This window comes from Flavobacterium cellulosilyticum (assembly GCF_004349355.1).
Lineage (GTDB): Bacteria > Bacteroidota > Bacteroidia > Flavobacteriales > Flavobacteriaceae > Flavobacterium > Flavobacterium cellulosilyticum.
In genome coordinates this window covers 123,750-148,096 of record NZ_SMFK01000009.1, presented here as the reverse complement: position 1 = coordinate 148,096, position 24,347 = coordinate 123,750, and the positions used below count along the sequence as shown (strand labels likewise).

The following is a 24,347-nucleotide window of genomic DNA, read 5'->3' as shown; positions in this document are numbered from 1 at the left end:
CAATAGCCTAATCAGATAATATTAAAATGTAAAATTATTATTAGCTTTAGTCTTTATATTATTTTTTATTTAATATAATTTAATAGATTGAAGAATACTTCTATTAGCATTTTAAAGATAAACAAAAAAAAGAAAAAGTTTTCACTATTACTAGTATTTATCTGTAGAAAGCCATTATCGTCGATGAATGACATTTTTTAGATTAATAGAATTAAATTTTTTGAGTTTAATTTTCATTCAAAAATACTTTATTAACTATTATTCGTTTAATATATAGAGTTTTAACTTACAAGACTATTTTTTAATAGGAATATTTAAGAACTTTATAATAGTTCAGAAAAGCTTATTTACGATATTTTAAATATTTTGAAAATTTTTAACGTTATTCTCAAAACTTTTTTCATCCTCATTTTAAAATATAGTATATTAAAATTTATTGAGTGTTTATTGCTGTAAAACATCATTATAGCAACTGATTATATGTAAATTAAACAGTAAATTACATCTAAATTAAATACATTGTTTTTACTTAAATTCACAAAAATAGGAATCAATTAAAATGGTTTGAATTAAGATGAATATAATATTAAAATATTTTTAGGTGCAATAATTATTTTAAATTACCTTCATTTTATGCAAATTAACGCACTTCATCGTTAATGTGATACAGTTCGTCTGTTTTATTTATAAATAAAGTAATATCTTACAAAGCTATATATGACAACCTAGTTTTTAACCGACTTTATTGGTTTGAAGGCATGTTTTCCTTAAATAATTATTGATACTAAATATACTTTAGAAAATTTCATTTCTTATAAATGGAGAGTTATGATATATATTGGGTCTATTAATAGAGTAAATTAAATTCCATACCAAAACTATAAATGCATTAACTATAGAGACCAATTATGGAATCAATTCTGCCAAAAATTTTGACTGGAATGTAACTTTTTTAAGCATTCAGGGACAGTTAAATTTAGACAAGGTTTTATTTTAAGGCCTTTATGTCTTTATAAGGATAAAGCAGTTGGAACGTATAATTATGATACTATTTCAATGAATTTTTAAAGTCAATTTATCATTTTTGATGTCGTATTATCTATGATAGACTCTAGACTAATTAAGTACTTAGATTGATTATTTAATGATGTTAAACAGCATTTTGATTGCATGGAAAACATTCAACAATAATTGCAATTTATGGATTTAGGTTTAAAATAAATGAAAGTGTCTTTTCAAGTTTAATAATCTTATTTCTACTATACCATTTGAATTAAAACTACAATAGATTGTTTATAAAGTTTCAGTTTTCATTTATCAATCATTGCCAATCCAATTCTGATTTTATCATACGCCATTTGTTCTTCAAAAAAGTCAAAGTAGGCCTTCAATGCAGTTGTATATTCTAGTTTAATCTTAGCTTCAGCAATTTTTGAAATTTCTTCTTTGGTAATATAGGTACTCAAATCGATTGGATGTCCATCTGTATATAGTTTGGCTAGATGAGAAGTTATAGTACTTGCACCCAAATTTCTTTTGCCAGCGATTTCGTCAACAGACATTCCGCTTTGGTACATTTCTAAAGTTACTTTATACGTGCTTCCTTCTTTTTTTGGTCGTACTGTTTTGTTTTTTTGAAATTCGATTATTGCTTTAATAAAAACATCTCCATATTTTTCTAATTTTGCTTTTCCAACTCCATCTATGTTTAGGAATTCAGCATCACTCATTGGTCGTTCGGATTCTAATTGTTTTAAAGTAGCATCGTTAAAAATGATGTAAGCGGGAACTTCTTCCTCTTTGGCGATTTCGGAACGCAATTTCCTAAGGGTTTCAAAAAGTGAATCGGTCGCTGTTCGGCTAGCTCGTTCTTTAATTGTTGGTTTGTCTTTGCTTACTTTCTGAACCGTAGTTAATTGTACTTTTTCGCCTTCAAATAATACTTTCTTAGCAAAAGGAGTTAACTTTATTTTGTTTTGTTGGTGAAAAGCAATTTCGCAATAGCCTAAATTTATAAGTTGGATGAGGTATTGATTCCAATCGTACCAAGAAATATCAGCACCAACGCTGTATGTTTTTAAATTTTGATAGCCTTTGTCGTAAATAGATGCGTTTTTTGAACCTCTCAAAAAGTCAACAATTACGGGTAATGCTTCCGTTTCTTGCAAGCGCATGATTGCCGACAATGCTTTTTGAGCAATAATGGTTCCATCAAAAAAGGCGGGTGGATTTTTGCAAATGTCGCAATTGCCGCAATTTTCGGTTACCAATTCACCAAAATAAGAAAGCAATATTTTTCGGCGACAGCTCAAAGCATCTGCATATTGCTTCATTCGTTCTAGTTTTGCCAATTGAACTTCGGCATTCAGTCCTTCGGAAGCAAATTTTTGCAACTGAATCATATCACCATAACTTTCGAACAAAACGGTTTCAGAAGGCAATCCGTCCCGACCTGCACGACCAATTTCTTGGTAATAGCCTTCAATATTTTTAGGTAAATTATAGTGAATCACCCAACGTACATTGGATTTGTCAATCCCCATCCCAAAAGCGATCGTGGCGCAAACCACCTGACATTCATCGTTTATAAATTCGTCTTGGGTTTTTGAACGCAGTCTAGAATCCAAACCAGCGTGATAGGCTTTGGCATTAATCCCTGTTTTTTGTAATTTTTCCGAAAGTTCTTCCGTAGTTTTTCGGCTCAAGCAATAAACAATTCCGCATTCGTTGGGCTTGTCTTTTATAAAATCTATAATTTGTTTGACTCTATCTAAAGCAGGACGCACTTCGAGACTCAAATTTTTTCTGTCGAAGGAAGCAACGAATATTTTTGGTTCAACCAAATTCAATTGTTCGCTAATATCGGTTCGGGTAGCTTTGTCGGCAGTTGCAGTCAATGCAAGGATTGGAGTAGAAGGGAAGCGGTTTTTCAAATAACCCAAATTAGTATAGGCGGGTCGAAAATCATGTCCCCAAGCCGAAATACAATGTGCTTCATCAATTGCAATTAGGCTAATCGTGATTTGACTGAAAGCATTTTCGAGGTAGGACAAACTTTCTGGAGCGACATAAACCAATTTGACTTTCTGGTCTACTAAATTCTGGATATGCATTTGCTGTTCCTCGCTCGATTGACTGCTATTTATAAAACAAGCGGCGATTCCATTTGCTTTCAAGCTATCTACTTGATCTTTCATCAAAGCGATAAGCGGCGAAATTATAATCGTTATTCCGGGTAAAACTAAGGCTGGAAGTTGAAAACAAATTGATTTCCCTCCACCTGTGGGCATAATCGCCAAAGTGTCTTTTCCTGAAAGTATACAATTGATAATTTCTTCCTGATTGGGTCTGAATTTTTCGAATCCGAAATTTTCTTTGAGTTTGGCATGTAAAATTTCTGTTGTCATTTTTGGCGGATATTTTTAAACGAATGTAATAAAAAAAGAAACTCGATTAGGTGATCCTTTTATTAAATTCTGATTGATTTTGAAATGATTTTTCTCATCCCCACAGTTGGATCTGCAGGTTTTGCTGTTTCTAAACTTCCTCTTTTCATTATAATAATCTATAAATGAATTAAACTATCGATTTTTTAAATGTAATTGAATTTAGTATTTTTATTAATTATTATCAGTTTTCCTTTTAGAAAATTATGGGATAATTTTCATTTTTTTTTTTCAGTCAAATAAATAGAAACAGCTGAAATAGTTTAGTTGATTATTATAAGCCAATAAAAATAACTTGTTTAATAAAATTACTAATGATGAATCTAATTAATGTTATAGGATTTACCGCCGGCATTTGTGTAACTCTTTCCGTTGAACCATAATTTGTAAAAGTATGGAAGACAAAAAAAGTGAAAGATATTTCATTTTTGACTTTTAGCGTTTTGACTTTTGGTATTGCTTTGTGGGTTATTTATGGAATTCTAAAAAAAGATATTCCGATAATTATGACCAATGCTATCACTTTTTTGCTGAATGCTATTATGATATATTTTATACTATATTGTGAACGGGAATAAGCAATTTATAGTTTTTTTTTAAAAATACAATGCATTCTGAATGCCTGCGATACTTGCCGTGTTGTTAAAATATACAAAAGCGTTATAACGGAAAATTTCTTTTTGAATATTTTTTAATTAGTTTACAATAATCCAAAATTAAGATGCTTATGTAAATAAGAATTATAATTTTTCAGCCTAATGTTTCATAATTTACATTTTTAGAATTTTCACTTTTTTTTTAAATAAAATACTGATAATTATACAATTAGAAATAGTAATTATATAATGTTTTAATGTCAAACTGGTTTAAATTTGTAAAGAATTAATTAAAATAAATAAATTATGAAAGCGCCAGATAAAAACGAAAAATTTGATGATAAAGAAGATAAAACTGACGAATCTAAATCCATAGATAGTAAATTTTTAAAACACGCTGATGAAATAGATTATTTTCCATCAGATAAATCACGTCAACAAACTAATGCAGAAATTGCTGAGCAAGGATTTACGGTTAGAAATGGTCACAATCCAGACGAACCTAATCCAAATGAAAATCCTAAAAAAGAAAAATCCAACTTGAATATAGAAGATATAAAAAATTTAGACGACGATTTTCATAACGATAAAGATTTAGAAGAAAATGAAATAGATTAAGAAGTGTAATAAAAGTAGTCAATAACAATTTATTTCTCCTTCTCCATAGGATGGTGGATTTGTAGATTTTGAAGAGAATTAGGTAAAAAGAAATAATTTATTTGCTAATTTCTGATTCTCTATTGGAAAAAGCAAAGTATTCCTTCGCACTAAGAGGGGGAATCTTATGAACCAATTAATGAAAAAGTAAAACTGTTCAGTCTAAAGCAAAAAAACGTCCCGATTTATCGGGACGTTTTTTAAAAAATAATATATTTTCAAATTACAATTTCTCAATCCACAACCTAGCATTCACAAAAGCTTCTAACCAAGGAGAAACTTCGTCGTTTCTGTCTTTTGGATAATTCGCCCAGTTCCATTGAAAAGTAGAACGCTCAATGTGTGGCATCATTACCAAGTGACGGCCTGTAGTATCACACAACATGGCCGTGTTGTAATCGGAGCCATTTGGATTGGCAGGATAGGAATCGTAACCGTACTTACCCACGATGTTGTAGTTTTCTTCGGCTAATGGCAAACTGAATTTTCCTTCACCGTGCGAAACCCAAACTCCTAAAGTGGCACCAGCTAATGTTGATAACATCACTGATTTATTCTCCTGAATCGATATCGAGGTGAAAATGCTTTCGTGTTTGTGACTGTCGTTATGCAACAATTTTCCATGTACTTCGTGCTCAGGATTTATTTTTTCCAATTCCATCAACAATTGGCAACCATTACAGATTCCAACTGATAAAGTATCTTCTCTTTTTAAGAAATTGTCTAAAGCATTTTTTGCTTTTTCATTGTATAAGAATGCTCCAGCCCAACCTTTGGCAGAACCCAAAACATCGGAATTCGAGAATCCTCCCACAGCTCCAATAAACTGAATGTCTTCCAGATTTTCACGACCCGAAATCAAATCAGTCATGTGAATGTCTTTTACATCAAAACCAGCTAAGTACATCGCGTTTGCCATTTCACGCTCGGAATTACTTCCTTTTTCACGGATAATGGCTGCTTTTGGTCTAGGTTTTGAATTGTCAATTGCAGGTTTTTTTCCAGTGAAATGTGCAGGGAAAGTATAGTTTAATGCTTGATTTTTGTAATTTTCGAAACGTGCTTTTGCTGTTCCGTTCTTCGCTTGTTTTTGGTCTAATAAATAAGAGGTTTTAAACCAAATGTCTCTGTATTTTTCAATGTCTAATCCGCAAGGACCAAAGTCTAAAATACCATTTGTAGTTGCAGTTCCTAATTTATAGAAAGAAACACCTTTGTTATTCAAGACACTTTCAACAGTAGCATCGTCTATTGCTTGGAAAACCAAAGCAATATTTTCAGAGAATAAATATTTGATAATGTCTTTTTCTTCAAAAACGGAGAAATCAATTTTTGCACCCAAATTTACATCAGCAAAACACATTTCTAATAAAGTAGTAATCAATCCACCGCTACCAATATCGTGACCCGCTAGAATTTGATTGTCGCCAATTAATTCTTGAATGGTATTAAATGCATTTTTAAAAAAAGCAGCGTCTTTGATTGTAGGTGCATCATTTCCAATACTGTTCAACGTTTGCGCCAATGAAGAGCCACCTAGTTTAAATTCGTCTTGCGATAAGTTAATGTAATAGATGGAACCTCCGTCTTTTTGCAAAACAGGCTCTACTACTTTTCTAATATCGGTACAATTTCCGCCGGCTGAGATAATTACCGTTCCTGGCGCAATCACTTCGTCGTTTGGATATTTTTGTTTCATCGAAAGCGAATCTTTTCCAGTAGGAATATTGATTCCCAATTCGATTGCAAATTCAGAACAAGCTTCAACGGCAGCGTACAAACGAGCGTCTTCACCTGGGTTTTTACAAGCCCACATCCAGTTGGCCGAAAGTGAAATTCCGTCCATTCCGTTTTTTATTGGAGCCCAAACGATATTTGATAAAGACTCTCCAATTGCAGTTCTTGTTCCTGCAACAGGATCAATTAAGGACGCGATAGGAGAGTGACCAATTGAAGTAGCAATTCCTTCTTTTCCTAAATAATCCAAAGCTACTACACCACAGTTATTCAACGGCAATTGCAATGGCCCCGTACATTGTTGTTTGGCCACTTTTCCGCCCACACAACGGTCTACTTTGTTTGTCAACCAGTCTTTACAAGCTACAGCTTCAAGCTGTAATACTTGTTCCAAATAAGTTGATATTTCACTTATTGTATATTCTATAGCTGGGTAGTTATAGTTAATAGTTTTATCGGTCATTACCGTTTTTGGCGAACTACCGAAGAAATCTTCCAAGGCATAATCCATCGGTTTTGCTCCTGTTGATTTTGATTCGAAAGTAAAACGGTGATCGGCTGTTACATCACCCACTTGATACATTGGCGAACGCTCACGATCTGCAATTCGTTGTAAAATGTCAATGTCTTTTTGACCAATAACCAATCCCATTCTTTCTTGAGATTCGTTGCCAATTATTTCTTTGGCCGATAGGGTAGGGTCGCCCACAGGTAATTTATCTAAATCAATCAATCCACCCGTTTCTTCTACCAATTCCGAAAGACAGTTTAGGTGTCCACCTGCTCCGTGATCGTGAATAGAAACAATAGGATTTAGGTCGCTTTCTACCAATCCACGAATGGCATTGGCAGTACGTTTTTGCATTTCAGGGTTAGAACGCTGTACGGCATTCAATTCAATACCAGAACTCATTGCACCTGTATCGGCAGAAGAAACCGCAGCGCCACCCATTCCAATTCTATAATTTTCACCACCAAGGATAACGATTTTATCGCCTTCTTGAGGTTTGTGTTTAATGGCTTGGTCCAATTTTCCGTAACCAATTCCACCCGCTTGCATAATTACTTTATCGTAACCTAGTTTGCGGTTATTTTCTTGGTGTTCGAAAGTTAAAAGAGAACCTGTAATCAAAGGTTGACCGAATTTATTTCCAAAATCAGACGCTCCGTTGGATGCTTTTATCAAAATATCTGTTGGCGTTTGATACAACCATTTTCTTTCAGCCATCCCGTTTTCCCATGGTCTGTCATCCTGAGTAGGGTCGAAGGATTTCAAACGAGAGTATGATGTCATATAAACCGCTGTTCCTGCCATTGGTAACGAACCTTGACCACCAGCTAAACGGTCACGAATTTCTCCACCAGCTCCTGTTGCAGCACCGTTGAAAGGCTCTACAGTTGTTGGGAAATTGTGTGTTTCTGCTTTTAATGAAATAACCGAATCAAATTCTTTTATCTCATAAAAATCAGCTTTGTCGGCAGTTTTTGGAGCGAATTGTTGCACTCTTGGTCCTTTTACAAAAGCTACATTGTCTTTGTAAGCCGAAACAATATCATTCGGGTTTTCCTGAGATGTTTTTTTTATTAATTTAAATAGAGAAGTTTCTTTTTCTATTCCATCAATTACAAAAGTTCCGTTGAAAATTTTGTGACGACAGTGTTCTGAATTGGCTTGAGAAAAAGCAAATATCTCTGAGTCGGTCAATTTTCTACCCAATTTAGTAGCTAGATTATCTAAATAGTCCACTTCTTCTGGGCTTAATGATAAACCTTCCGATTTGTTGTAGGCAGCAATATCATCAATATCCAAAATCGCTTCTGGTTGAATGTGAATCGTAAAAATGTCTTGATTCAATTCTCTGTATTTTTGAGAAAGCATCGGGTCGAAGTCGGTAAAATCTTCCGCTACTTTATAAAATTCTTCGATACGAATGATTCCAGAAACACCCATATTTTGAGTAATCTCAACAGCATTGGTACTCCAAGGCGTAATCATTGTGGCACGAGGACCAACAAAAAAATCCGCCAAAACGGATTTTTCAATTTTATTAGAGTCGGCAAAAAGCCAGTTTAATTTTGATGTGTCTTCAGCCGAAATTTCGTTTTGAGTGTGAACTGCAAAAACTGTCTTGCTTTGGTTTTCAAAGAAATGAATCATTGTTGTGTAGTTTGTTGTATTTAACGGTGCAAATTTAGTTTAAAAAGTTAGGAAGAGCAAAAAAACACTAACTAAAGACTTTGAAAATTTATTTTGGAAAAGCTTTATTTTGATACGCACCTAAATCTGGTGGTAAAGTCCTTACATTTCCTAAAATATCCATTGGTAATAGGTACGTCGCATTTCCTTTGGCGAAAGCCGCTGAAGTATCATCAATATTGAGTTTATTAAATTCAACTTTTAAGAACTTAGGATCTTTATTTCTAATTATAGCATTGTAATGAGTTGGATCTGTATCGAATTGGTACAAAGAATTGGATGAAAAGTCACTAAATTTTAACAAACAATTATTGAATTGGTATTCAAATAAAGAACCTGTTTTTTTGCTTAATAACATTTCGTTGGAATAAGAACCATATATAATACAATTATTAAATGTGGCTAAACTGAGGTCTTTGACTTCTGGTGTTGCTCCAATATAATAATTATTGACTATTACTGCCACTTGACTCGAACTAGACCAATTATTGTTGAAAGTGCAATGAGTGAATTTATAACTTCCCCCATAAGTACACGCTAAACCTGCTAAACCAGCATTATTAATCACTAAATTTTCTCCATTAATTTTAGCTGTTTGGGCAAGAATACCATAATTAGTACAGTCGTAAATTTGAGTGTTTTTAATTTGTACTGTTGAACCATTATTATTGTCAATTAATAAACCTATAGTAGCGTTTTTAATTGTTAAATGATCGATTTTGTGGTTGGTGCTGCCATCTGTTAACCAAATTGCTCCCCACTGTCCTGGTACATTAGAAAAATCGGGTTCTAATCGATCTCCTTCAAAAATAACTTCGTTTTCTAGTTTTTCCGTTGTTGAAGCTATCCCATTTATTTTTAATGTTGCATTCGACGATAGAAGAAGTCCAGATTCAGCATGAAAATGAACTCTTGAACCTGGATCAAAAGTTACGGTTTTACCAGAAGGAACAGCTGCATAGCCATAGATTACATACGGTTTTTGATTAGTAAAATGAAGCTCGTTGCCATTTACAGGATCATTTTCATCTAAAAAGAAGCCGTAAATTTTTTTATCTCCAACTGGAAGAGTTTCAGTTGTGCCATCAGTCTGCTTTTTAGGATATAGAAATACGGCATCTTGAATGAGTGTCACCAATTCCACTTTTTGTAGATTAGCTCCTCCGTCAAATAAAATTTGATCTGTGTATAGAAAGTCGGTCGGGTTTGCATCCGTACTTTCGGCCGTTGTTTCAATAAAGATGTAGATACTATCTTTGGCTAAAAGATTGACATTGTCAAATGATTTTCCGTGATTTCCTTGCATTCCATCAACAGTCATTCTATATTTAGAATTGAGACCTTTACCTAATTTTATACTGGGAATGTTAATGTCATTTTTGCTTTGATTATAAATTTTTAGCGTGTACGTACTAGAACTTATTGTAGAGAAAACGGTGTCTAAATAAATGGTGTCTTTTGAGAATTTTAATTTACCTGAACTTGGAATGGCTTCGAAATCTGTTCGACAAGAGCTAATAGAAATAATAATAATTCCGATAAAAAACAGAAAGGTAAACTGACGCATTTCGTTAGATTTTTTTGTAAAAATAGTAAAATTCCTGAAGGATTATGGAATCAATTTTAATTTTGAATCTTGATAACATTTGTTTTCAAAATCTTTATCTATAAATTTACATTTTTAAATACAAAATAATGACGTTCGACAAAGAAAAATTCCTTCACTTTTGCAACACTATTTCTAAAAACACATTGATGCAAACGTTAAATATAGTTTATGTTGATGCTGGTTCCGACTTCCTGACAGCAACTATGCCAGTGAATCCTTCAGTTCATCAACCTATGGGTTTATTGCATGGTGGAGCGTCTGTAGCTTTGGCTGAAAGTGTAGGAAGTGCTGCTTCTTTTTTGTTAGTCAATGCCGAGCAAAGTGAAATACGTGGAATTGAAATTTCGGCTAATCATGTCAAAGCAAAACGAAATGGAATAGTAACTGCAACAGCAAGGATAATTCACAAAGGAAGTAGTATTCATTTATGGGAAATTAGAATTACGGATGAAAACGAATCATTAATTTCGATTTGTAAATTGACTACTATGATCATACCAAAAAGGAAAAAGAAAGAAGAGTAATGGAAGTGATTTTAAAAAAAGCCCAAAAGCAATTTGCTCAAAATCTACCTTTTGTAATTTATAAAAAGCCAAATAAAAACACCTTAACAGCGCTGTTTCAAAAAAATGATACTTTAGTTGAAATTAATGATTTTACCGAAAAAGGTTTTGTTTTTGCTTCATTTGACGGAAGTCAAAAGGTGTTAATTCCTGAAAATCAGTCAGAAATAATTGAGTCTATAATTGATAAAAAAGAGTTGTTAGCTAAGGAAAGCAGTCTTGAAATACCAACTGAAATAGAAAAGAAGAATTTTATTGACCTCGTTGCAAAAGGCATTCAGGCTATTGAAAATAATGAATTTAAGAAAGTAGTTTTATCTCGAAAAGAAACCATTGCCTTAGCTGATTTTGATTTAATAGATGCTTTTGAAAAATTAGTTTATTTGTATCCCACCACTTTTGTTTATTGTTTTTATCATCCAAAAGTAGGTACTTGGTTAGGTGCAACACCAGAGCAATTATTACAATCGAATGATAAAATAGTTAAAACCATAGCCTTGGCCGGTACACAAAAAAATAATGATTCTGTTGAAGTAGTATGGCAAAACAAAGAAAAAGAAGAACAGCAATTTGTGACAGACTATATAGTTGATAATTTAAATAGTGTTGCTTCGGAAATTTTAGTTTCAAAACCTTATAGTATCAAAGCGGGAAGTATTTGGCATATAAAAACCGATATTTTGGCTACTATGAATTCAGAGTGTTATTTAAGAAACATTATTGAATTATTGCATCCAACGCCTGCAGTCTGTGGTTTACCAAAAGAAAAATCGAAAATATTTATTTTGGAAAACGAAAACTACCATCGAACATTTTACACAGGTTTTTTGGGCGAATTAAATAGAAGTAATGCAGATGATGCTATAAGTTCTGATTTGTTTGTAAATTTGCGTTGCATGGAAATAAGTGGTTCAATAGCGCATTTGTTTATGGGCTGTGGCATAACAAAAGATAGTATTCCTAGTAAAGAGTGGGAGGAAAGTGTGAATAAATCGGCAACGATGAAGAAGGTTTTAGATTACAGAAATTAGAATTCAGATTTCAGAAAACAGATTGTAGAAAACAGATTGCAGAAAACAGATTGCAGAATTAAGATTTTTTATTGAAATTGCGATTGCCATTGCCATTGTCATTGCCATTGCCATTGTCATTGCCATTGAAATTGCCATTGAAATTGCATTCTTATTGAATAAAAATTAAACATAAATTATGAAATTAGACATACTAGCATTTGGTGCGCATCCGGACGATGTTGAATTGGGTTGTGGTGGTACCATTGCAAAAGAAGTTTCTTTAGGGAAAAAAGTTGGAATCATCGACTTAACTCGTGGCGAACTGGGTACTCGTGGATCTGTCGCGATACGAAACAGTGAATCGGCTGCTGCAGCTAAAATATTGGGTATTGTTGCCAGAGAGAATTTGGATATGCGTGATGGGTTTTTCATTAATGACGAAGCGCATCAATTGAAAATCATCCAAATGATTCGAAAATACCAGCCAGAGATTGTGTTGTGTAATGCTATTGATGACCGACATATTGATCACGGAAAAGGAAGTAAATTGGTTTCGGATGCTTGTTTTTTATCTGGTTTGATGAAAATTGAAACCGAACTCAATGGCGAAAAGCAAGGAGCTTGGAGGCCTAAAGTAGTCTATCATTATTTGCAATGGAAAAATATTAATCCTGATTTTGTTGTTGACATTACAGGATTTAATGATAAAAGAATTGAAGCTATTTTAGCTTATAGTTCTCAATTTTATAATCCAGGATCAAATGAACCAGAAACACCAATAGCTTCAAAAAACTTTTTAGAAAGCCTTAATTATCGTGTTCAGGAGCTTGGAAGATTGATTGGAACCGATTTTGCGGAAGGTTTTACTGTTGAAAGATATTTGGCAGTCAATAGTTTAGAAAATTTGATGTAATTTTTTTAATTTTTTCTTTGCAAAAGAAAAGTTTAGTGCTATATTTGCACTCGTTAAAAATGGTGGTTGTAGCTCAGCTGGTTAGAGCGCTGGTTTGTGGTGCCGGAGGTCGCCGGTTCGAAACCGGTCATCCACCCAAAACGTAAAAGCTTCGAAGAAATTCGAGGCTTTTTTTGTGGAATAAACTGTAGATGAAAAATTTTGTAGAATTTTTAAAAAACAGGAAATTTAAATTTCATTTAATTCAAACTGCTAGTAGCTTTCGGTTGCGTTGCGTAAGGGATGAAGTGGAGCTCTTTTAGAATCCCGTTTTTTTACGGGATACTAAAAAGCGGGAACGAAAAGCCCGACCCGAAGGGATACGCCCAAATAACAGCAATTGGTATAGAATCAAAAAAGCTTCAAATTTCTTCGAAGCTCTTTAATTATAATTTATTAATTGAGGAAACTAAGTTCCACTTTTATCAACGACAGGTCGATTTTCTCTATTGGCTAATTCCCATGCAATTACAAAAGCGAGTTGTGTTCTTTTTGCCATAGCATCAAATTCAATTTTTTCAACGGTATCTGTTGCTTTGTGGTAGTCCGCATGAACACCGTTGAAAAGGAATACAGATGGGATTCCATTTTTGGCAAAATTGTAATGATCAGAACGGTAATAAAAACGGTTTGGATCTGTTCTATCATTAAATTTGTAATCTAAGGATATATTTACATAATTTTTATTGGCATCTTCACAAATGTTGTATAAATCGGTCGACAAATAATCGGAACCGATAATGTATACATAGTTGCTTGAATCATTATGAAATTCATCATGTCGACCAATCATATCAATATTGATGTCGGCTATTGTATTCGCTAAAGGAAATAAAGGATTTTCAGCATAATACCTTGAGCCTAACAAACCGTGTTCTTCGCCAGTAACATGTAAAAATAAGATAGATCGTTTAGGACCATTACCTTCTTTTTTTGCTTTTGCGAATGCTTGAGCAATTTCTAATAAAGCTACAGTTCCTGAACCATCATCATCGGCACCATTATAAATTGCACCATTTTTGATGCCAATATGATCATAGTGGGCAGAGACAACGATGATTTCATTAGGTTTTTCAGAACCTTCAATGAAAGCCCAAATATTTTCAGAATCAGCAAGGTTATCATTGCGTATGGCGTTCAAAAAAGAGGCAGGAATTCGTTGGTAAAAATCAGTTGCTCCTTTTGGAAATGAAATGTCGTTTGCTATATATTGATTGATAAGGTATTCCCCTGCTTTTTTTTGACCTAAAGAACCTGTTTCCCTGCCTTGCATTTCATCTGATGCTACGATATAAATATGTGTTTTTAGATCGGCAGCAGTAATTGTTTTTACATATTCTGATGGATTAGCATTTGAAAAGCTATTTTTTTGCGAGGTGCAGGAAATAGTTACTGATAATAAAAAAAGGATAAATAATTTTTTCATTTTTAGTTTATAGATTAGTCTTTGGTTTATTTTTCTAATACTTCATTTAAGAAAAGTTTCATATGTGCCCAAGATCTTTTTGCAGCTTTTTCATTGTAGGCCGCTCCTTTAGAATTGTCATTTCCTGCGTCTGGATTGGTAAAAGCATGTACAGCATTAGCATAATAAATCATTTGCCAATCGGCTTTAGCATCTCGCATTTCTTGTTGAAAAGCGGTGATTTCCTCTTTAGATTCATACGGATCATCGGCGCCGTGACAAACTAAAATTTTAGCTAGAATGGGTTCAATTGTTCTTTTTGAATCTCGGCCTAATCCACCATGAAAGGAAACGACTCCTTTTAAGTTTAAATGCGCTCGTGCTGCTTCAAGTGCTCCAGTTCCTCCAAAACAATAGCCAATAACAACTATGTTATTTGCATTTGCTCCAGCTTTAATTAATTGGGCTAGAGCCAAAGAAATCCTTTTTTGATATTCTAGGTAGTTGGTTTTAAAATGTCCAGCTTGTTTTCCAGCTTCAGCATAATTTGTTGGATAATTTCCTTCGCCATAAATATCAGCAACAAAGGCGTAATAACCCATTTTTGATAATTTTTGGGCAACATCTTTCGATTGCTTGTCAATTCCCATCCATGCCGGAAGAATTAGTACTCCAGGTTTTTGAGGCCTTTTAGTTTGTGGTTGAATACTAAAACCGTTCAAAACTTGAGTGTCATCGTTGTATTTTATTGGTTTTAATTGTGCAAAATTGGTATTTGAAACCAAAATTAGGGCTAATAATAAGTAGAGGTAGTTTTTCATAGCGATATTATTTTTAACAAATATCAGAAATAAATAGATGCGATTATCGAATAACATGCTGTTTTTAAGCATTTTTTAATAGTTGTCTTACAATAATTACAAACTTACATTTCTTTTGAAAGCGCAACCTAATTCCATTATAGAATCGGTTTTTGAAATACCAGGAATAGTATCTATTTTTTCATAAAGTACTTTTCGCATGTGTTCATGATTTTTGGCAATTATTTTTACATAAAGCGTGTACAAGCCTGAAATGTAGTAGCATTCCGTTATTTCAGGAATTTTTTTTAACTCCTCAATTATTCTGTTAGAATCTTGATCTTTATTGAGGGTAATTCCTGTGTAGGAACCCCAATCATAACCAATTTTTTTCTCATTTATAATTGGCTTTATTCCCATTACTATTCCTTGAGCTATTAATCTGTTTACGCGCTGGTGCACCATTGTATTCGAAATTTTCAAATTAGCGGCAATTGTCGAATAAGCCATTCTACCGTCTTTTTCTAATTCTTTAATAATAGCAACATCAAAATTATCTAATATTTCCATAAGGTTTTTGTATAAATTATTTTTATTATTATAAAATAAATGTAATTTGACTTATTTTAAACAAATATAAGTCAATAAGTCCTATTTGTTATCTAGATATAAAAATTTACAGTAATTTTGTGTTATTATAGTATAAAAAAGCAATCATTCATGGATCAATTACAACAATCACTTTCGTTAAAAGCAGTAGCATTAATAGAAAAAGAAAATAAATATGGTGCGAACAATTACCATCCATTACCCGTAGTTTTAGAAAAAGGAGAAGGAGTTTATGTTTGGGATATGGACGGGAAAAAATATTTTGATTTCTTATCCGCTTATTCCGCAGTCAATCAAGGGCATTGTCATCCAAAAATTGTGAATGCCATGATCACGCAAGCGCAGACATTAACGTTGACTTCACGTGCTTTTTATAATAATAAATTAGGAAACTTTGAAGAATACATCACTGACTATTTTGGTTTTGATAAAGTGTTGCCTATGAATACCGGTGCCGAGGCGGTGGAAACGGCGATTAAATTGTGTAGAAAATGGGCGTATGAAGTAAAAGGAATTCCAGAAAATCAGGCGCAAATTATTGTTTGTGAGAATAATTTTCATGGTAGAACTACAACCATAATTTCCTTTTCGAATGATGAAAATGCCCGTAAAAGTTTTGGTCCTTTCACTGACGGTTTTATTAAAATTCCTTACGATGATATTGAAGCTTTAGAAAAAGTATTGCAATCAACGCCCAATATTGCTGGTTTCTTAGTAGAACCTATTCAGGGAGAAGCTGGAGTTTATGTTCCTGCAGAAGGTTATTTGGCGAAAGCCAAAGCTCTTTGTGAACAGTATAATGCTCTATTTATTGCCGATGAAGTGCAAACCGGAATTGCAAGAACGGGAAAATTATTGGCGGTTCATCATGAAAATGTGCAACCCGATATTTTGATTTTAGGAAAAGCACTTTCTGGAGGTGTATATCCTGTTTCGGCAGTTTTGGCAAATGATGCTATAATGAATGTGATTAAACCAGGTCAACATGGTTCCACTTTTGGAGGAAATCCAATTGCTGCTGCTGTTGCTATTGCTGCTTTAGATGTTATTAAAGATGAAAAATTGGCCGAAAATGCTGAACGTTTGGGGATAATTTTAAGAAAAAGGTTGAATGAAATTGCCCAAAGAAATTCCTTGATAACCTTAGTTAGAGGAAAAGGATTATTAAACGCCATTGTAGTTGATTGTGATGAAGAATCTGATTTGGCTTGGGAGATTTGCATGAAATTTAGTGAAAATGGATTATTAGCAAAACCAACTCACGGTAACAAAATTCGTTTTGCGCCACCATTGGTCATTACTGAAAGTCAAATTGAGGAATGTTTAGCAATTATAGAAAAGTCATTGAATGATTTTAGATAAATAATAGGATAGACTTGATCATTTAAATAATATAGTAATAGTATAGGGCTGAAATTGATGGTAAAAAAAGAGTTGAAATACTGAAGTTGCAATCATTGAAATTGAGGTGATAAGCCATAAAGTGGAAAACCTGAATTCGGCAATAAATCTTTGCATCAATTAGTAAATAGTACATCTACAGCTTTTACAAATCTGCGGGTATAGCCCGCATTTTGTAGATTGGTAATAATCACTTTCATTTCTCTACCCGAAGTGGCATGGATAAAATCACTTTCTTTTCCTTTTGGATTTGTAACAATACCCACATGGCCTATACTGTTTCTGGTAGGACTTAAAAACACCAGTATATCACCCTTTCTTACGTTTTCAATAGGTATTTCTCTCCCAAAATCACTAAATTGGGAAGAACTTCTCGGTACCTGAATTTTATGATGCTGAAAAACATAGAAAACAAATCCAGAACAATCAAAACCATCCCTACTACAGGCAGCTTCAACATAAGGAGTTCCTAATAATTCCTTTCCAAAGAGAACAATATTGTCCCTTAAAGAAATAGTAGTTTTAATAGGAGCTATAGGAATGTTTTTGATATAAGTTTCTTCAATTTTAGGTAGTCTATTAACTCTTTTTAATGAACCGTAGGTGATGAAACACAAGAATAGCACTACTAACCCCATAAGTTTTGCAAATAGTACGGAACTTAATTTTTTAGAAATCATAAAAAAAGGAATTAGTAAGTAATAAGAGAAATCAAATTATTGTTAATCATTTAATTTTATTTTTGATTTTCAATAAGACTGAACACATTTATACCACTTAAAGAGGTCAGGAATTCCTCTAGATGCTTGTTGAATTCTTTAGGCTGTTCTAAGTTGGATACGTGGCCCGCATTTTCAATGACTTTGAGAATAGATCCTTTGATGTTTTTATTCATAAATTTAGATTGTTCCAATGGTGTTACTAAATCTCCCTTACCGCAAATAATCAATGTTGGAATTCGTATTTCGCTCAAGCAAGAACAAGTTTCTAATCGGCCGCCCAACGCTACTAATCCTTGACTGATAACATGTTGGGAATTGTAAAACACGACATCTCGCAATTGCTTCACTAAATCTGTTTTGTTTGCCAAGGAGTCTTTATGAAAAACAGTTTTTAGAAAACCTTCATTGTAATTTGATACTCCATTGGCTTCTATTTCTTGAATATTTTCATATCGTTTTACTTTGGTTTCAGGAGTGTCGGAAATACATTGTGTATCACATAAAATCATAGCCTCAAAACGATTTGGATATCTTTTCATTGCATTAAGTGTTATGAAGCCTCCCATTGACAAACCACAAAGAATGGCTTTGTCAATATTTAATGTATCCATAAACGTTATTAAATCATCCGCAAACATATCAATACTAAGAACTGATTCCTCGTCTGTTGATTTTCCAAACCCTCTGCTATCGTAAGCGATCAGTCGATAGGAAGATTTAAAAAAATCAAGTTGACCTTGCCACATTGTTTTATCGAAAGGAAAACCATGCAAGAAGATAATGGGAATACTTCCTTCGCCAACATCATCATAAGACAAATTAAAGTTGTTTACATTAATCGTTAAATTGTAACCTTTCGTTGCTGTTTCCATGATGATTTTGTTGTTTTTAGTTGATTTGAAATTATCAAAAGGGATAATATAAAATGTAAATAGCAAAATTAGGGATTGAATTAACGGAAAGTCTTACGAAATTTATCCTAAGAATTATATAATTCACTCTTTGGAAATAACACAGAAAAAAGCCCTTCAACTATCCTATAAAAAATGTTGATGGGCTTTTGTATTTAATCTGACAGTTTAAATTTTAACAATTCATTGGTTTTAAAAGTATTTAATCACCATTAAAGTTCACGAAATAATTGTTATAATTTCTCAAAATGCTTTCAGCGAGATAGCCTCTTAAATCGACCTGACAGTAAATATTATACTTCGTGTTCTTGTCAAATAAATCTAGGTATTATCTGAAAGTATCCCTATGCATGTTGATGGCATTAGGTATTGGACCGTTTCCGAATTCGAATTTGATTCTAAAATCTATTAAAGTTGTCTTTTCGATAGAAAGAAGGATGTCTAATTGATCCTATAAAAAATTTATTTCGAATTGTAATTTTGTCTCCTTTTATGAAAGGGTAGACCACAATATTCAAAACGAACCTGTTATCCTTTTTCAAAAATTATAATTTCATTTTCTTCGCTTCATCTTCTTAATCTTGTGGCGGCAGTTGCTTATCCAGCAACTCCGCCTACCATAAGTATTTTCATTAGTTGCTGATTTTTTTTATTTGAAGTGAAATTCAGAAAATGAATTAAATTGTTTTTCTATCATTTGTTATCCATGAGGTTAATTGTTTTAAAAACGATTTGTTTCTAAAGGTATTTTTAGTTGACCTTTTAATTTTTTTAGTAATTTATTTTAACGAAATTTACCATTAAAAAATGCCTCAATACTAATGAAAGATTCAATCAAACAGACTTACGGATACCTATTTGAAGATAAATTAATCGATGAAATTACAGAATCTTCTTTATTACGAGATTTTAAAGAAGGGGATGTTTTAATCGATTTTGGAGATCCAATCCGGAAAATGCCACTACTAATTTCAGGAGCTATAAAAATTTTACGAGAGGATTTTGATGAAGGCGAATTGTTATTGTATTTTATCGAAAAAGGAGATACCTGTGCCATGACAATGGCATGTTGTTTAGGAGAAACAAAAAGTGAAATTAGAGCTGTTGCTGAAACAAAAGGTACAGTTGTCATGATTCCAGTTGCTAAAATGGAAGAATGGTTAGGTAAATATAAAAGTTGGAGAAATTTTGTTTTTAATAGTTATAATAATCGTTTAAAAGAAATGCTATCAGCTATTGATAATCTGGCATTTATGAATATGGATGAGCGATTGTTAAAGTATTTATTTGAAAAGGTGAAAATCAATAATTCCAATGAAATTCTAAGTACACATCAGGAAATAGCCTATGACTTACATACTTCAAGAGTTGTAATTTCACGTTTGCTTAAAGCTTTAGAAAACAAGGGAAAAATTAAATTGAATAGATCCTCAATTGTATTATTGCGTTAAGGTAACATTTGTTACAAAAAAGAGAGTATAATACAGCTACTTTTGTATTCAAAGTTTATAATAAATGGAATTATCTCAAACTATTGGATATGTATTAGCAGTTTTTGTTGGAATAACATTGGGCATGATTGGAAGTGGTGGCTCCATACTTTCGGTTCCTATTTTAGTTTATGTAATGGGAATTGAGCCTACATTGGCCACAGCATATTCGTTATTTATTATTGGTACAACTTCATTGGTTGGTGGGATTCATAAGGCCCGACAAAAATTAGTTGATTTTAAAAAGGTAATTTTATTTGGGATTCCTTCTGTACTCACGGTGTTTGTAACTCGAAAAATACTTGTTCCTAATATCACGGAAGTTATCTTCACATCTGAAATTTTTACCATGCACAAATCAGTTTTGATAATGGTAGTTTTTGCATTTGTCATGATTTTTGCATCGGTTAGAATGATAAAACCTTTGAAAGAAATCATACATTCGGAAAGTGAAAAACTCAATTATATTAAAATTGTATTCTTAGGAATTTTAATTGGACTTGTTTCTGGATTTGTAGGAGCTGGAGGTGGATTTTTAATTGTTCCTACTTTACTTATATTCGCTAGAATACCCATGAAAATGGCTGTTGGAACCTCTCTTTTTATAGTATCATCACAATCATTAATTGGGTTTACGGGTGATCTTATGGGTAATGAAATGATAGACTGGAAATTATTGCAGCTATTTACGATCGCATCAATAGGTGGGATTCTAATAGGAAACGCTATATCCAAAAAAGTAGATGATGAAAAACTTAAAATAGGTTTTGGTTGGTTTGTACTTGCAATGGGAATTTACATCATCCTTAAAGAATTGTTTCTCTCATAATAATTTACTAAATTGTTGATTTAGTATAGAATTCGAATAAAAATTAAATAAATTTACATTATAAATACACTTTAAAAATGAAAATAAAACAAATATATACAGGTTGTTTAGCGCAAGGTGCATATTATATCGAAAGTAATGGTGAAGTGGCTATTATTGATCCATTAAGAGAAGTACAGCCTTATATTGATAGAGCCGATAAAGATAACGCAAAAATAAAATATATTTTTGAGACACATTTTCATGCAGACTTTGTTAGCGGACATGTCACTTTAGCCAAAAAAACGGGAGCTCCTATAATTTTTGGGCCAACAGCTAAGCCAAGTTTTAAATCCCATATTGCAAAAGACGGTGAAGTATTTCATCTAGGTGATATTACGCTAACCCTTATTCATACCCCAGGTCATACGCTGGAAAGTTCGTGTTATTTATTAAAGGATAAAAACGGAAAAGATCATGCTTTATTTAGTGGTGACACCTTGTTTTTAGGAGATGTAGGAAGACCTGATTTAGCTCAAAAAGCATCTAATATGACAAAAGAGCAACTAGCAGGAATCCTATTTGATAGTTTGAGAACAAAAGTAATGACATTGGCTGATGATGTGATTGTATATCCTGCTCACGGTGCTGGAAGTGCTTGTGGTAAAAATTTAAGTAAAGAAACAGTAGGGTCTATAGGGGAAGAAAAGAGTGTCAATTATGCGCTGCGTGCCGATATGACTAAGGAAGATTTTATAAAAGAAGTAACAGATGGTTTATTGCCTCCACCAGTATATTTTCCATTGAATGCAAAACTCAACAAAGAGGGGTATGGTAATGTCGAAAATATTATTAGAGATGCGGTTGCATATGATGTTGAAACATTTGAAAAAGTTGCCAATGAAATTGATACGGTAATTCTAGATGTTCGCCATCAAGACGATTATTCCAAAGGACATATTCCAAAATCTATTTTTATTGGAATTGACGGTGATTTTGCCCCTTGGGTTGGGACTTTAATTAAAGATATAAAACAACCCATCCTCTTAGTTACTCCAGTGGGAAGAGAAGAGGAAAGTATATTGAGACTAGCAAGAGTTGGTTATGATAACACTTTGGGTTATTTAAAAGGAGGGTTTGATACCTGGAAAAATGAAGGATTAGAGTATGACACCGTAAGTTCAGTTTCAGTACAAACCTTAGAAGATATGATGGAGGATAAAGTACCTGTTTTTGATGTTCGAAAAGAACCTGAATATGACTCAGAACATGTTATTGATGCTCCTTCAACACCCTTAGAATATATTAATGATCATTTAGCAGAATTTCCAAAAGAAGAAGAGTTCTTCATACATTGTACTGGGGGTTATCGTTCTGTAATTGCTGCTTCTATACTAAAAGCAAGAGGATATCATAATGTAGTTAATATTTTGGGTGGATTTTCGGCCATTAAAAAAACAGGAATAAAAACAACCAATTTTGTTTGTCCAACAACTTTGAAATAAGTGAAACACCTTGTGTAAATGAAACAATTAATTTTTACAAACTGGCATTTTATGCGTTGGCTTCGATTGGCTTTTGCACTGTTTTTGTTTTCTCAGGCCTATATCACTCATGATTGGTTTTTTATAGCTTTTGGATTATTTTTTTTATATCAAGGAATTTTCAATTTAGGTTGCGGTCCTAATGGTTGTGCATTACCAAATATTAAAAACATATAAATATGAGTACTAGCTTTAACACTATTATAAAATCAGAAAAACCAGTATTAATTGATTTTTTTGCTACTTGGTGCGGACCATGCAAAATGTTAGCTCCAATTTTGAAAGATGTAAAAGATAACTTAGGAGATCGAATTACAGTTATAAAAATAGATGTCGATAAAAACCAAGGCATAGCATCAAAATATCAGGTTCGTGGCGTACCTACAATGATTTTATTTCAAAATGGAAAACAATTATGGCGACAATCAGGTGTTTTAACCAAAGAAGAAATCATAAAAACGATTATTGAAAAAAGCAACTAATGACTAAAAAAGGGATTATCGTAACGGGAATTGGAATTATTGCGGGAGCAATTGGAGGCTATCTTTATTATCATTATGTGGGTTGTTTATCAGGAACTTGTGCGATAACTTCAAAACCATTAAATAGTACTTTATACGGTGCTTTGATGGGTGGATTGCTTTTTAATATGTTTGTAAAAGCACCAAAAAAATCTTAATTTTTAACCAATTTAATTCAAAATCATGAAAAAAAACATGGGTTCAGCAGATAGAATAAGTCGTGTAGTTTTTGCAATTGTAATTGGTGTTTTATATTTTACAAAAGCGATTGAAGGATCTGCAGCAATAGTTTTAGGAGCTTTAGCCATTATCTTTTTAGTGACTAGTTTTATAAGCTTTTGCCCATTATACTTCCCTTTTGGTTTTAATACCTGTAAAAAAACAAAATGATTCCAGAAAAAACAATTAATAAAGATCTCATTCTAAGGGAACGATTGGCTTTGCAAAGAACTAATTTGGCAAATCAAACAACTTATTTAGCATTTCTAAGAACTTCTTTGTATTTTTTTATTGCAGAGATTAGTGTCGAGAGCTTACTGAAAATTGATAACAGTTTTTACATAGAGATTATTTTTTTTATTATTTCAGCAGTGATTTTTATAATGGGAATAATTAATTTTTTCAAACAGAAAAAAATGATTGGAGAAAACGAAAAAAATATAGGGGATTATAAAATAGATTATTTTGAGTAGTTCCAAATCATTTTTGACCACGGATGGGAAAGTGTTGAACCAAGAGTTTTGGGATCATTTGTACAAAGTGCATGATACAGGTTGGGATGTGGGCAGAGTTTCTCCTCCACTAAAAGAATATATAGATACATTAATTAATAAAGACATAAGCATACTTATTCCAGGCTGTGGAAATTCATATGAAGCAGAGTATTTGATGCAACTCGGTTTTACAAATGTTACAATAATTGATATTGCTCCAACATTAGTGGAACATCTGCGGGAAAAATTCAAAGAAAACGCCAATGTTAAAATAATGGAAGGTGATTTTTTTGATCATGAAGGAAAATATGATTTAATTCTTGAGCAAACTTTTTTTTGTGCATTGCCACCTATAATGCGTATCCAATATGCTTTGAAAGTGCATCAGCTTTTGAAAGAAAACGGAATATTAGCAGGTTTGCTTTTTAATAAAATTTTCGAAGATTGCCCTCCATTTGGTGGGACTCAAAAAGAATATGAAATGCTATTTGGTGAAAATTTCCATATTTTAAAAATGGAATTATGTCAAAATTCAATTCCAAAAAGAGCTAATAATGAATTGTTTGTAGAATTATTGAAAAAGGAAAATTAAAGTAATAGTTATTAAAGTATTCTTATTGAATACTTTTTTTTAGTACATTTACTAACCAAAT

The 24,347-nt window shown here is 32.7% G+C and carries 23 protein-coding genes, 1 tRNA gene and 1 pseudogene; 16 read left to right on the top strand and 9 right to left on the bottom strand.

Annotated elements, in window-relative coordinates; all coding sequences use genetic code 11:
• Positions 1-1,310: 1,310 nt before the first annotated feature.
• Positions 1,311-3,407 (bottom strand): DNA helicase RecQ, encoded by a 2,097-nt coding sequence (gene recQ / locus E0F76_RS13460; RefSeq protein WP_132007004.1) that lies wholly within the window; start codon positions 3,405-3,407, stop codon positions 1,311-1,313.
• Between the two features lie 437 nt (positions 3,408-3,844).
• On the opposite strand from recQ, the pseudogene E0F76_RS19720 reads away from it, so the two are divergent.
• Both E0F76_RS19720 and E0F76_RS13450 read left to right on the top strand, forming a co-directional pair.
• Positions 3,845-4,024: pseudogene (locus E0F76_RS19720) on the top strand (SemiSWEET family transporter); the annotation flags it as partial.
• A 324-nt stretch (positions 4,025-4,348) separates the two neighbouring features.
• The gene (locus tag E0F76_RS13450; RefSeq protein ID WP_132007001.1) at positions 4,349-4,660 is read left to right on the top strand and encodes a hypothetical protein; all 312 of its coding nucleotides are present in this window, start codon (positions 4,349-4,351) and stop codon (positions 4,658-4,660) included.
• 262 nt (positions 4,661-4,922) lie between these two features.
• Here the strand turns inward: E0F76_RS13450 and purL are convergent, their stop codons facing one another.
• Positions 4,923-8,594 carry a phosphoribosylformylglycinamidine synthase gene (gene purL / locus E0F76_RS13445; RefSeq protein ID WP_132006998.1) on the bottom strand — a complete coding sequence of 1,224 codons (3,672 nt, stop codon included), beginning with the start codon at positions 8,592-8,594 and terminating at the stop codon, positions 4,923-4,925.
• An 88-nt stretch (positions 8,595-8,682) separates the two neighbouring features.
• A complete protein-coding gene (locus E0F76_RS13440; protein WP_132006995.1) occupies positions 8,683-10,200 on the bottom strand; it encodes a right-handed parallel beta-helix repeat-containing protein in 1,518 nt (505 codons plus the stop codon).
• A 128-nt stretch (positions 10,201-10,328) separates the two neighbouring features.
• On the opposite strand from E0F76_RS13440, the gene E0F76_RS13435 reads away from it, so the two are divergent.
• Together E0F76_RS13435 and E0F76_RS13430 are read left to right on the top strand one after the other, a co-directional pair.
• The gene (locus E0F76_RS13435; protein WP_132006992.1) at positions 10,329-10,766 is read left to right on the top strand and encodes a PaaI family thioesterase; all 438 of its coding nucleotides are present in this window, start codon (positions 10,329-10,331) and stop codon (positions 10,764-10,766) included.
• Positions 10,766-11,836: an isochorismate synthase gene (locus tag E0F76_RS13430; RefSeq protein WP_132006989.1), complete on the top strand. Its 1,071-nt coding sequence runs from the start codon at positions 10,766-10,768 to the stop codon at positions 11,834-11,836. Before E0F76_RS13435 ends, E0F76_RS13430 begins: the two co-directional genes overlap by 1 nt.
• A gap of 3 nt (positions 11,837-11,839) precedes the next feature.
• On the opposite strand, the gene E0F76_RS19890 is transcribed toward E0F76_RS13430, so the two are convergent.
• A complete protein-coding gene (locus tag E0F76_RS19890) occupies positions 11,840-11,974 on the bottom strand; it encodes a hypothetical protein (RefSeq protein ID WP_281275286.1) in 135 nt (44 codons plus the stop codon).
• A 40-nt stretch (positions 11,975-12,014) separates the two neighbouring features.
• On the opposite strand from E0F76_RS19890, the gene bshB1 reads away from it, so the two are divergent.
• Together bshB1 and E0F76_RS13420 are read left to right on the top strand one after the other, a co-directional pair.
• A complete protein-coding gene (gene bshB1, locus E0F76_RS13425) occupies positions 12,015-12,731 on the top strand; it encodes a bacillithiol biosynthesis deacetylase BshB1 (protein WP_132006986.1) in 717 nt (238 codons plus the stop codon).
• A gap of 62 nt (positions 12,732-12,793) precedes the next feature.
• Positions 12,794-12,867: transfer RNA gene (locus tag E0F76_RS13420), tRNA-His, on the top strand.
• Between the two features lie 312 nt (positions 12,868-13,179).
• Here E0F76_RS13420 and E0F76_RS13415 read toward each other — a convergent pair.
• The 3 genes from E0F76_RS13415 to E0F76_RS13405 all read right to left on the bottom strand — a co-directional run bounded on the left by E0F76_RS13415 (position 13,180) and on the right by E0F76_RS13405 (position 15,545).
• Positions 13,180-14,196: a M28 family metallopeptidase gene (locus tag E0F76_RS13415; protein ID WP_132006983.1), complete on the bottom strand. Its 1,017-nt coding sequence runs from the start codon at positions 14,194-14,196 to the stop codon at positions 13,180-13,182.
• 26 nt (positions 14,197-14,222) lie between these two features.
• Positions 14,223-14,996 (bottom strand): dienelactone hydrolase family protein, encoded by a 774-nt coding sequence (locus E0F76_RS13410; protein WP_132006980.1) that lies wholly within the window; start codon positions 14,994-14,996, stop codon positions 14,223-14,225.
• A 96-nt stretch (positions 14,997-15,092) separates the two neighbouring features.
• Positions 15,093-15,545, bottom strand: coding sequence for an Lrp/AsnC family transcriptional regulator (locus E0F76_RS13405; protein WP_132006977.1), 453 nt, complete (start codon positions 15,543-15,545; stop codon positions 15,093-15,095).
• A 150-nt stretch (positions 15,546-15,695) separates the two neighbouring features.
• Between E0F76_RS13405 and rocD the strand changes: the two genes are divergently transcribed.
• Positions 15,696-16,946 (top strand): ornithine--oxo-acid transaminase, encoded by a 1,251-nt coding sequence (gene rocD / locus E0F76_RS13400; RefSeq protein WP_132006974.1) that lies wholly within the window; start codon positions 15,696-15,698, stop codon positions 16,944-16,946.
• Between the two features lie 155 nt (positions 16,947-17,101).
• On the opposite strand, the gene E0F76_RS13395 is transcribed toward rocD, so the two are convergent.
• Positions 17,102-17,665: a C40 family peptidase gene (locus E0F76_RS13395; RefSeq protein WP_132006971.1), complete on the bottom strand. Its 564-nt coding sequence runs from the start codon at positions 17,663-17,665 to the stop codon at positions 17,102-17,104.
• 56 nt (positions 17,666-17,721) lie between these two features.
• Complete coding sequence (locus E0F76_RS13390) at positions 17,722-18,579, bottom strand: alpha/beta fold hydrolase (protein ID WP_132006968.1); 858 nt, start codon at positions 18,577-18,579, stop codon at positions 17,722-17,724.
• A gap of 860 nt (positions 18,580-19,439) precedes the next feature.
• Here E0F76_RS13390 and E0F76_RS13385 point away from each other — a divergent pair.
• The 9 genes from E0F76_RS13385 to E0F76_RS13345 all read left to right on the top strand — a co-directional run bounded on the left by E0F76_RS13385 (position 19,440) and on the right by E0F76_RS13345 (position 24,286).
• On the top strand, positions 19,440-20,069 hold the full coding sequence (locus E0F76_RS13385; protein WP_132006965.1) for a Crp/Fnr family transcriptional regulator: 630 nt from the start codon (positions 19,440-19,442) through the stop codon (positions 20,067-20,069).
• A gap of 64 nt (positions 20,070-20,133) precedes the next feature.
• Positions 20,134-20,937 (top strand): sulfite exporter TauE/SafE family protein, encoded by an 804-nt coding sequence (locus tag E0F76_RS13380; RefSeq protein ID WP_132006962.1) that lies wholly within the window; start codon positions 20,134-20,136, stop codon positions 20,935-20,937.
• Positions 20,938-21,014: 77 nt separating this feature from the next.
• Positions 21,015-22,421, top strand: coding sequence for an MBL fold metallo-hydrolase (locus E0F76_RS13375; RefSeq protein WP_132006959.1), 1,407 nt, complete (start codon positions 21,015-21,017; stop codon positions 22,419-22,421).
• 18 nt (positions 22,422-22,439) lie between these two features.
• Positions 22,440-22,637 carry a hypothetical protein gene (locus E0F76_RS13370; RefSeq protein WP_132006956.1) on the top strand — a complete coding sequence of 66 codons (198 nt, stop codon included), beginning with the start codon at positions 22,440-22,442 and terminating at the stop codon, positions 22,635-22,637.
• A 2-nt stretch (positions 22,638-22,639) separates the two neighbouring features.
• Positions 22,640-22,942: a thioredoxin gene (gene trxA, locus E0F76_RS13365; RefSeq protein WP_132006953.1), complete on the top strand. Its 303-nt coding sequence runs from the start codon at positions 22,640-22,642 to the stop codon at positions 22,940-22,942.
• Positions 22,942-23,139, top strand: a complete 198-nt coding sequence (locus tag E0F76_RS13360) for a DUF6132 family protein (RefSeq protein WP_132006950.1) — start codon at positions 22,942-22,944, stop codon at positions 23,137-23,139. Before trxA ends, E0F76_RS13360 begins: the two co-directional genes overlap by 1 nt.
• A gap of 25 nt (positions 23,140-23,164) precedes the next feature.
• Positions 23,165-23,371 (top strand): YgaP family membrane protein, encoded by a 207-nt coding sequence (locus tag E0F76_RS13355; RefSeq protein WP_132006947.1) that lies wholly within the window; start codon positions 23,165-23,167, stop codon positions 23,369-23,371.
• Positions 23,368-23,673, top strand: a complete 306-nt coding sequence (locus E0F76_RS13350) for a DUF202 domain-containing protein (RefSeq protein WP_132006945.1) — start codon at positions 23,368-23,370, stop codon at positions 23,671-23,673. Before E0F76_RS13355 ends, E0F76_RS13350 begins: the two co-directional genes overlap by 4 nt.
• Positions 23,666-24,286: a methyltransferase domain-containing protein gene (locus E0F76_RS13345; protein ID WP_132006943.1), complete on the top strand. Its 621-nt coding sequence runs from the start codon at positions 23,666-23,668 to the stop codon at positions 24,284-24,286. Before E0F76_RS13350 ends, E0F76_RS13345 begins: the two co-directional genes overlap by 8 nt.
• The last annotated feature ends 61 nt before the right edge of the window (positions 24,287-24,347 follow it).

Excerpts from the sequence above, each read along its gene's own strand:
- purL (WP_132006998.1), bottom strand. The coding sequence starts at position 8,594 with ATGATTCATTTCTTTGAAAACCAAAGCAAGACAGTTTTTGCAGTTCAC.
- E0F76_RS13415 (WP_132006983.1), bottom strand. The coding sequence starts at position 14,196 with ATGAAAAAATTATTTATCCTTTTTTTATTATCAGTAACTATTTCCTGC.
- rocD (WP_132006974.1), top strand. The coding sequence starts at position 15,696 with ATGGATCAATTACAACAATCACTTTCGTTAAAAGCAGTAGCATTAATA.
- E0F76_RS13355 (WP_132006947.1), top strand. The coding sequence starts at position 23,165 with ATGAAAAAAAACATGGGTTCAGCAGATAGAATAAGTCGTGTAGTTTTT.
- E0F76_RS13440 (WP_132006995.1), bottom strand. The coding sequence starts at position 10,200 with ATGCGTCAGTTTACCTTTCTGTTTTTTATCGGAATTATTATTATTTCT.
- E0F76_RS13385 (WP_132006965.1), top strand. The coding sequence starts at position 19,440 with ATGAAAGATTCAATCAAACAGACTTACGGATACCTATTTGAAGATAAA.
- E0F76_RS13380 (WP_132006962.1), top strand. The coding sequence starts at position 20,134 with ATGGAATTATCTCAAACTATTGGATATGTATTAGCAGTTTTTGTTGGA.
- E0F76_RS13390 (WP_132006968.1), bottom strand. The coding sequence starts at position 18,579 with ATGGAAACAGCAACGAAAGGTTACAATTTAACGATTAATGTAAACAAC.
- recQ (WP_132007004.1), bottom strand. The coding sequence starts at position 3,407 with ATGACAACAGAAATTTTACATGCCAAACTCAAAGAAAATTTCGGATTC.
- E0F76_RS13370 (WP_132006956.1), top strand. The coding sequence starts at position 22,440 with ATGAAACAATTAATTTTTACAAACTGGCATTTTATGCGTTGGCTTCGA.
- E0F76_RS13435 (WP_132006992.1), top strand. The coding sequence starts at position 10,329 with ATGACGTTCGACAAAGAAAAATTCCTTCACTTTTGCAACACTATTTCT.
- E0F76_RS13375 (WP_132006959.1), top strand. The coding sequence starts at position 21,015 with ATGAAAATAAAACAAATATATACAGGTTGTTTAGCGCAAGGTGCATAT.
- E0F76_RS13395 (WP_132006971.1), bottom strand. The coding sequence starts at position 17,665 with ATGATTTCTAAAAAATTAAGTTCCGTACTATTTGCAAAACTTATGGGG.
- bshB1 (WP_132006986.1), top strand. The coding sequence starts at position 12,015 with ATGAAATTAGACATACTAGCATTTGGTGCGCATCCGGACGATGTTGAA.
- E0F76_RS13350 (WP_132006945.1), top strand. The coding sequence starts at position 23,368 with ATGATTCCAGAAAAAACAATTAATAAAGATCTCATTCTAAGGGAACGA.
- E0F76_RS13450 (WP_132007001.1), top strand. The coding sequence starts at position 4,349 with ATGAAAGCGCCAGATAAAAACGAAAAATTTGATGATAAAGAAGATAAA.
- E0F76_RS13410 (WP_132006980.1), bottom strand. The coding sequence starts at position 14,996 with ATGAAAAACTACCTCTACTTATTATTAGCCCTAATTTTGGTTTCAAAT.
- E0F76_RS13405 (WP_132006977.1), bottom strand. The coding sequence starts at position 15,545 with ATGGAAATATTAGATAATTTTGATGTTGCTATTATTAAAGAATTAGAA.
- E0F76_RS13430 (WP_132006989.1), top strand. The coding sequence starts at position 10,766 with ATGGAAGTGATTTTAAAAAAAGCCCAAAAGCAATTTGCTCAAAATCTA.
- E0F76_RS13360 (WP_132006950.1), top strand. The coding sequence starts at position 22,942 with ATGACTAAAAAAGGGATTATCGTAACGGGAATTGGAATTATTGCGGGA.
- trxA (WP_132006953.1), top strand. The coding sequence starts at position 22,640 with ATGAGTACTAGCTTTAACACTATTATAAAATCAGAAAAACCAGTATTA.
- E0F76_RS19890 (WP_281275286.1), bottom strand. The coding sequence starts at position 11,974 with ATGGCAATTTCAATGGCAATGACAATGGCAATGGCAATGACAATGGCA.